Source organism: bacterium (genome assembly GCA_040753085.1).
GTDB lineage: Bacteria > UBA9089 > JASEGY01 > JASEGY01 > JASEGY01 > JASEGY01.
Window position 1 is genome coordinate 1 of the sequence record JBFMHI010000143.1, and the last position, 7,152, is coordinate 7,152.

The 7,152-nt window shown below is 44.0% G+C and carries 5 protein-coding genes; all 5 read left to right on the forward strand.

Features of this window, described 5'->3' with window-relative positions; translation table 11 throughout:
• Positions 1-376 precede the first annotated feature (376 nt).
• The 5 genes from AB1797_11845 to AB1797_11865 all read left to right on the forward strand — a co-directional run bounded on the left by AB1797_11845 (position 377) and on the right by AB1797_11865 (position 7,061).
• Positions 377-565 (forward strand): helix-turn-helix domain-containing protein, encoded by a 189-nt coding sequence (locus AB1797_11845; GenBank protein ID MEW5768289.1) that lies wholly within the window; start codon positions 377-379, stop codon positions 563-565.
• Between the two features lie 34 nt (positions 566-599).
• Positions 600-2,135: a DNA adenine methylase gene (locus AB1797_11850; GenBank protein MEW5768290.1), complete on the forward strand. Its 1,536-nt coding sequence runs from the start codon at positions 600-602 to the stop codon at positions 2,133-2,135.
• Positions 2,117-3,955 (forward strand): AlwI family type II restriction endonuclease, encoded by a 1,839-nt coding sequence (locus AB1797_11855; GenBank protein ID MEW5768291.1) that lies wholly within the window; start codon positions 2,117-2,119, stop codon positions 3,953-3,955. Before AB1797_11850 ends, AB1797_11855 begins: the two co-directional genes overlap by 19 nt.
• Before the next feature lie 4 nt (positions 3,956-3,959).
• Entirely contained in the window at positions 3,960-4,766 is an 807-nt protein-coding gene (locus AB1797_11860) for a site-specific DNA-methyltransferase (GenBank protein ID MEW5768292.1), read from the forward strand.
• 84 nt (positions 4,767-4,850) lie between these two features.
• Positions 4,851-7,061, forward strand: a complete 2,211-nt coding sequence (locus AB1797_11865) for a metallophosphoesterase (GenBank protein ID MEW5768293.1) — start codon at positions 4,851-4,853, stop codon at positions 7,059-7,061.
• Positions 7,062-7,152 lie beyond the last annotated feature (91 nt).

The window sequence follows — 7,152 nt, forward strand, 5'->3', positions numbered from 1 at the left end:
CGCAGGAAGCGCGCTGGGCCAAGCGCCTCTGGAAGGCTTACGCGCCTCGGGAAAGGGAGGTGGCGGCGGTTTAAACTATACTATGCCCATGCTTCCCAATTTACACCCAGAAAGTTGACATGGCCCCGCCTTATACTGGCCCCGCCCTTTCATGATACGGCGGAATGACCCGCCCGACGGGAATCCGGTTTATCGGAAATTTAACGGCAATATATCGGCAATTTTGGGGTAAAAACGGTTTTCGGACCCCGACACTACGTTGTCGGGGTGGCCTGCTACACTATTCTTATAAATACTCGTTGACGAGCATCCAGGCAAGTAATAAAATATGGAGTAATACGGAGTAACTGGAATTAAATGCTTGGAGCTCAGACGCATGGAAGACATTAAAAAATATCTCACAGTACGACAGGTGGCAAATCAACTGGGTCTTAGCGAAGAATGGATCCGCGATTTAATCGCCAAGAAAGAACTTAAAGCCGTAAAAATTCGCCAGTGGAAAATACGTCCCACGGATTTAAATGATTTTGTTAAGGGCCGATGGAACACAACAAAAACCCTATAGTTCTCACTTCTCGCACTGCCCTGCTGGTTACGCTATGAAATTAAAAGAAAGACCAAAACACTTATATAAACCACCGATATCGGTATCTTCGCCTACAAAAGCCGTCTCCATGCTGACTTCAAAGGCAAAACGCGGTGAGTTCCTGACCTGCCTCTATTTAAGTGAGAACCATGGACTATTGAAATCAGTAACCCTTCCGTTTTCAGGGAAATCTACTCCTGGAACAAAGAGATTTTTTAAGTCTGCACTAGATTTACGCGCCGCCGGAGTGATCTTCCTTCGATATTCTAACAACATCAATCCACAGCCAAGCGAAGCAGATAAAGCAATATTACGGCAATTACTTGCCTTTGCGCAGGAAATGCCACTTAGAGTTAAAGACTTTATCGTGGTCACGGGGAAAGGGCACTTCAGTTTTTCAAACACCTACCTCGGCACACGGAAGGGTTATAGTTATAGTGCGGAGCACCAGCAGCTTTCATTGTTCAATTTAACAGAACCGAGCCCAAAGGCAGAAATTAAAAGCACCCACACCCCTCAGCCAATCAAGACAAAAAGCCAGGAAGGCTTTTTTGAAATACAAAACAGGCGTTTCCTCGGCAATAAATTTAGACTTTTGCCTTTTATTGAGGCCGTTGTAAACAGAAAATGCGGTGATTATAAAAGCTTGTGCGATATATTTTCCGGCACAGGCGTAGTAGGGGCCGGGTTTAACCGCAAAAACATAAAGGTCATTAGCAATGATGTCCTCTACAGCAACTATGTTTCTCTACAAACCTTCTTGGTCACAAAAGACTTAGACCCCATAGTCCTTAAAACAAAAGTCGAGCACCTCAACAACCTGGCAGCCGATTCCGATAATTATTTTTCAGAGAACTACGGCAACACTTTCTTCAGCCTAGAGAATGCAAGGAAAATCGGAAAGATCCGAGAAGAGATTGAACATATATCCGAGACACAAGAGGAAAGAAATGCCCTTATCACCTCTTTAATATACGCCACGGACAAGGTAGCCAATACAGTCGGGCATTACGATGCTTTTAGAAAGAACTTAGATGCGATACGTCCAATAAGACTCTTAACGCCGGCAATAGATACCGCCGCAAACAAAAACAATGAGGTTTATAATGAGGATGCGAACACCCTGATCAAAAAAATAGCGTTTGATGTCCTATACATGGACCCGCCTTATAACTCTCGGCAGTACTGTGACGCCTATCACCTTTTGGAGAATCTTGCTACCTGGAGTAAACCCGAGGTATTTGGAAAAGCTAAAAAAATGGATCGGGCCCATCTTAAGAGCGGATATTGCCTTAAAGCAGCCCCCATTTTGTTCCGTGAATTAGTGGAGAACGCTAACTGTAAACATATATTAGTTTCATACAATAACACCGGGGATTCCAGAGACGGACGTTCAAATGCTCGGATTAGCGACAATGAGATTTTCCGCGCGTTAAGTTCACGTGGCACTGTCGAGATATTTACTCAGGATTACAAGGCTTTTACCGCCGGGAAGAGTGAAATCCCAGATAACGCCGAACGGATATTTTATTGCAAGGTAAACAGGTGAATATGAAAAAGCCTTGGTCAATCACGACAACGGTACGCAATCCAGAGCGAATTAAAGATTTTCTTAAAGTAGCGAAAGAACTTTCCGGGGCGAAATGGGATTTTGATGCCCAAAAGAAGTATCAAATACTCCTGATAAAGCACCGTGTATATGGCTATGGAAACGCGCAGTTTTATAAAGGCCTTACTGTTGCGCAAAAACAATTGCTTGATAATTTGTCCAAGGACATATCCTTTGACGAGGCGAAAAAGATCTTTGACTCGAAGAAATATGAAGACCCTGCCATGCGCGGACGGCAGTCAATCAACCCTTTAAGAAAATTGGGGCTGGCAGTAGTCAAAGATGGGCGGCTTTACCTGACCGAACTCGGAGAATTAGCCCTCACGCCAGACTACGACCTTGGCGAAATGTTCTTTAGAAGTTTTATTAAGTGGCAGATCCCAAATCCGGATAGCGACGATTACGACCAGGACGACGGTTATAATATAAAACCTTTTATAGGCGTCCTCCACCTGATTCACCGCGTCAACGCAAAGTCTTTGGAGGCCGGAAAAGATGCAAAAGGGATAAGCAAACAAGAGTTCTCCCTTTTCGCCCCTTCGCTCGTAAATTTCCGGGATATAGATAAATATGCCGATGAAATTGTCAAATTACGCAGGCGACTGAACAATAAAGAGAAGTCCGAGCAGAAAGAGATTTTTGACGATTTTAGCTACACCTTCGCAAAGAAGTTTCTAGAATCCGAAGACCCGAAAGAAATTGAAGGATTTCTAAGCAACCTGCGCGACTATGGGGACAATGCAATCAGATACTTTCGCCTCACCCGCTATATCTACATCCGAGGAGGGGGGTTTTATATAGATTTGGAGCCCAGGCGCAGAGTTGAAATAAACAATCTACTCTCTTTTGACTCCGGAGAATCCGACAAGTTTGCCTCAAAAGAAGAGTACCATAAGTATATTTCTGATATTACCGAGCCAAAGCTACCTTGGGAAACCAAAGAGAAGTATATTGAAATCATCGAAGGACTGTTCGAGGAAATTCGCGAATACGAGGAGAGGCTTAAAGCCAAGAATCTTGCGGAGAAAGATTACCGCAAAATGGCTGAATCAGACCAGAGGAAGTATATCGAAACACTTAGGCTATATCGGAGAGAGCTCCAGGAGCAGGAAAATCATTTTTCTTCTCGTGAACTTGCCGCGGTTGAGAGATATATAACCGCGATTAAGAATATTCATAATGAAGCAGATACGCCCATCGCTCTGGAAAAATATATAGCACTCTCACTGCATGCACTAAATGACGCTCTAAGAATAAAACCAAATTACCCGGTTGGCGACGACAACGAACCAACATTTACCGCCCCCGCGAATAAACCGGATATTGAATGTTTTTACAAGACGTTCAATGCAATATGTGAAGTCACAATGCTCACCGGACGCAATCAGTGGTACAACGAAGGTCAGCCGGTTATGCGACACCTCCGGGATTTTGAGAACCAGAACCCCGACAAAGACACATATTGCGTGTTCCTTGCGCCCTCACTACACCGAGATACACTAAACACATTTTGGACATCAGTTAAATATGAGTACGAGGGGAAAAGGCAAAAGATTGTACCCCTTTCATTGACTACATTTCTTGAGCTTTTAAAAACCCTGGCCGAAATGAAGCGCAAAGGGAGATTTCTTACCCATGGGGATATCATCCGGCTATACGATGGGATCCTATCAGAGGCCGGAACAGCCAAAAACGTTACCGAATGGCTCCCAAGAATCCCACTCACTATATCCAAGTGGAAAGCACAGTTAACCGCATAAATCTATGAAGACTGACATAATCTACAACGCCGATTGCATTGAAACCCTCAACACCAAGGTCGATCCTGGCTCAGTCTCATTGATTTTTGCTGACCCGCCGTATAATCTTTCAGGCAAAGGCCTCAAATGGAAGGGGAACAAAACCGGCGGTGACTGGTACATGGTCGATGAGAAATGGGATAAAATGCCAGAGAAAGAGTATTTCGAATTCACGAAGAATTGGATTACGGCTGCACATCGGGTCCTAAAAGACGGGGGCTCGATATATATTTCCTGCACTTACCACAATCTTGGCGAAGCACTGATTGTCCTGAAATCTTTGGGCTTTAAGATCAACAATATCATAACGTGGCAGAAGACAAATGCGATGCCCAACATGACAAAGCGCGTATTCACACATTCCGCCGAATTTGTCGTATGGGCAGTAAAAGGCAATAAGTGGACCTTCAACTACAACGAACTCAAAAAGATAAATCCCGACACGCAGAAAGATGGATCTCCCAAACAAATGCGCGATGTTTGGCAGTTTCCGCTAGTTCAGGGAAAAGAACGACTCCGGGAGAAAAGTGGTCGAGCGTTACACCCCACACAAAAACCCGAAGAGATGCTGCGACGTATTATAGTTGCCTCTTCAAACCGAGGAGATATTGTGTTAGACCCATTTTTAGGGAGCGGGACCACAGCGGCTATTGCAAAGGAATTGAGCCGCAAATGGGTTGGCGTCGAAAAAGACCCTCGGTATTTTAGGGCGGCAGAAAAAAGATTGTCACAAACACCCACAGCGCCGCGCCTTGCGTTGGTCCAGAAATAAAGGCATTGGTATTTCTCCGCCAGCAGAGAAGGACACCGGGTTCGGCGAGTCTATAAGCAGCTTCAGGAATATTAGGGGGACAGTATGCCAAGGATCATTCATCTTTCCGATATCCACTTAACCAAAACCCATCTAGATAATTTTCGTGTTGGAACTTTTTCTGCGCTCCTAGAAGATCTAAAGGAGTATCACAAAAATCTTGCAATAAACCTGATAGTAATATCCGGCGACATGGTCGATAGGGGTGGGGCGAGTTTTAACAATAATCTTACCGATGCCCTGAAAACATTTGAGCATGAATTTATCTCAAAACTCGCGGCCGGGCTAAATATTGAAAGGGATAGGTTTTTGTTCGTCCCGGGCAATCACGATTTGGATCGAAGTGCCGACAGCCAGATTGTCGAAAGCGGGTTAAAAGCAAAATTAATTTCAAAACAAAGCGTTACTGATTATCTTCACGTTGCGACACCTCCTGGGGGCAACCCCGAAGGCATTAAGCGAATTATCCCGTACAACACTTTTTTTAAAAGTTATTACTCAGGATTTAAGGGAAAATGTCATCTTGGGGGCCTACACTCTTCGTTTAAGTTTAGCGACGGTCAGGTCTCCATAGGAGTATCCTGCATAAACAGCGCATGGCGGACATACGACTCCTCTGCCGATCGTGGCCATTTATTAATAGGAGAATCCGAACTCCTGGCCAACTTAACGCTGATACGCGAATGTGACGTAAAAATAGCAGTCTTCCATCACCCGATAGAGCTCCTGTCGGACATAGAAAAGCGCGACATTCAAGCTCTTGTTTCAAAAGAGTATGACATGCTTTTATGCGGACATTGCCATTCCCCGGGGAATCAGGTGGTATTCACTCCGGACAATTGTCTTTTCACCTCGATGGCCCCGTGCAATTGGTCCGAAAATTATTCAGATGGAGTCCGGCACCTAAATGGCTATTCCGTTTTAGATTTTGACCGGACCACCAACAAAATAACAGTAAATTCGCGATGCTACTCTCCAGATCGCAAGAAATATGTTCCCAACGAACATTTAGGAGACAACGGAATCTCGGAATTCCCTATATCGAGGAGCGGGGGCGACCTCGCAGCCACTTGCCTTTTACATATTAATCAGCGACATATCCCCGAATTAGACGAGCATCTGCTATCACATGGAACGGACACCAAATCTCCTAAAAGAATTGAAGAGATATTTGTGCTCCCCAGATTGGTTTACGATGTTAAATACAAGGAGGAGAAAAAAGAGGAGAAAGAGTATTCTTTAGATGATTTGTGTGGATTGTCCTATGATCTCGTATTGTTTGGCATCAAAGAATCTGGCAAGACTTTGCTTTTAGATCGAATTTGCGTAGAACTGGCCAAACGATACAATGAGTTTCGGGAAATCCCAATACTTATAAGATTCTCCGAGTTGAGAAATGAAAATTATGAGACACTGGTGAGTCGATTCCTAAATGTCCCCATTACCTCAACAGAGGATTTTCTTGCGAATCATAAGGTGGTGTTGCTTATTGATGACTTATCATTTGACGAAATAAACTCGGAAAAACTGAAGAAGCTTGCGGGATTTAAGCGCAAGTATTCATCAACCGTAAGACTTCTGGCAACAAGTGTTGTTGAAGGGGAAGGCACATACCCGGTAAACTTCCTAGGGAATGAATATATTCCCGCAAAACCCGCCTCAATCCGGACTTTTAAGACTAAACAAATCAAAGATCTGATTGCGAAATGGTTTTCTGGGAACCATAGCCAAAATAACAAGCAAAATTTAGAACGCTTGTTGGAGGTTTTAAAAGGTTTAAATTTGCCTGGCACTCCGTTGTCATTGTCTATGTTTCTATGGATAATCGAGCAGCATGGAGGTTATCGCCCCATTAACCAGGCCGCAATGCTAGAGAATTTCATTGAAAAGATTCTCGAAAAGCACTCAGGGAAGGAAATCTACTCTGAGCAGTTTGACTATAAAAATAAAGAACGTCTTTTAGCGGATATTGCGCACAAAATGAATGAGTTGGATAATCCAGGATATAAAATCCCATATCCGGACTTGTTGGCGCACGTTTCTGCCTATTTAAATGCACGCAAGTTTAGTTTTGATGGGGAAGTGCTGGTTAATGAGTTGATTGGTTCTGGGATTTTAATAAAGGAAGCGGAGGGATCGCGCAGCTTAATCAAATTTCGATTCACTTGCTTTTTTGAGTACTTTGTAATGAAGAGGATTGAGTTTGATGAGGACTTTAGGTGTAAATCTTTTGCATCCCTTGGAGACTTCGCTTAAAACCTAATGGACACTTTCCCAGGCTGACCTCCCGGACGGAAAAGCTATAAAATAGCCAAGGAGGCAGTATGGAAAGCACATCACAGCACAC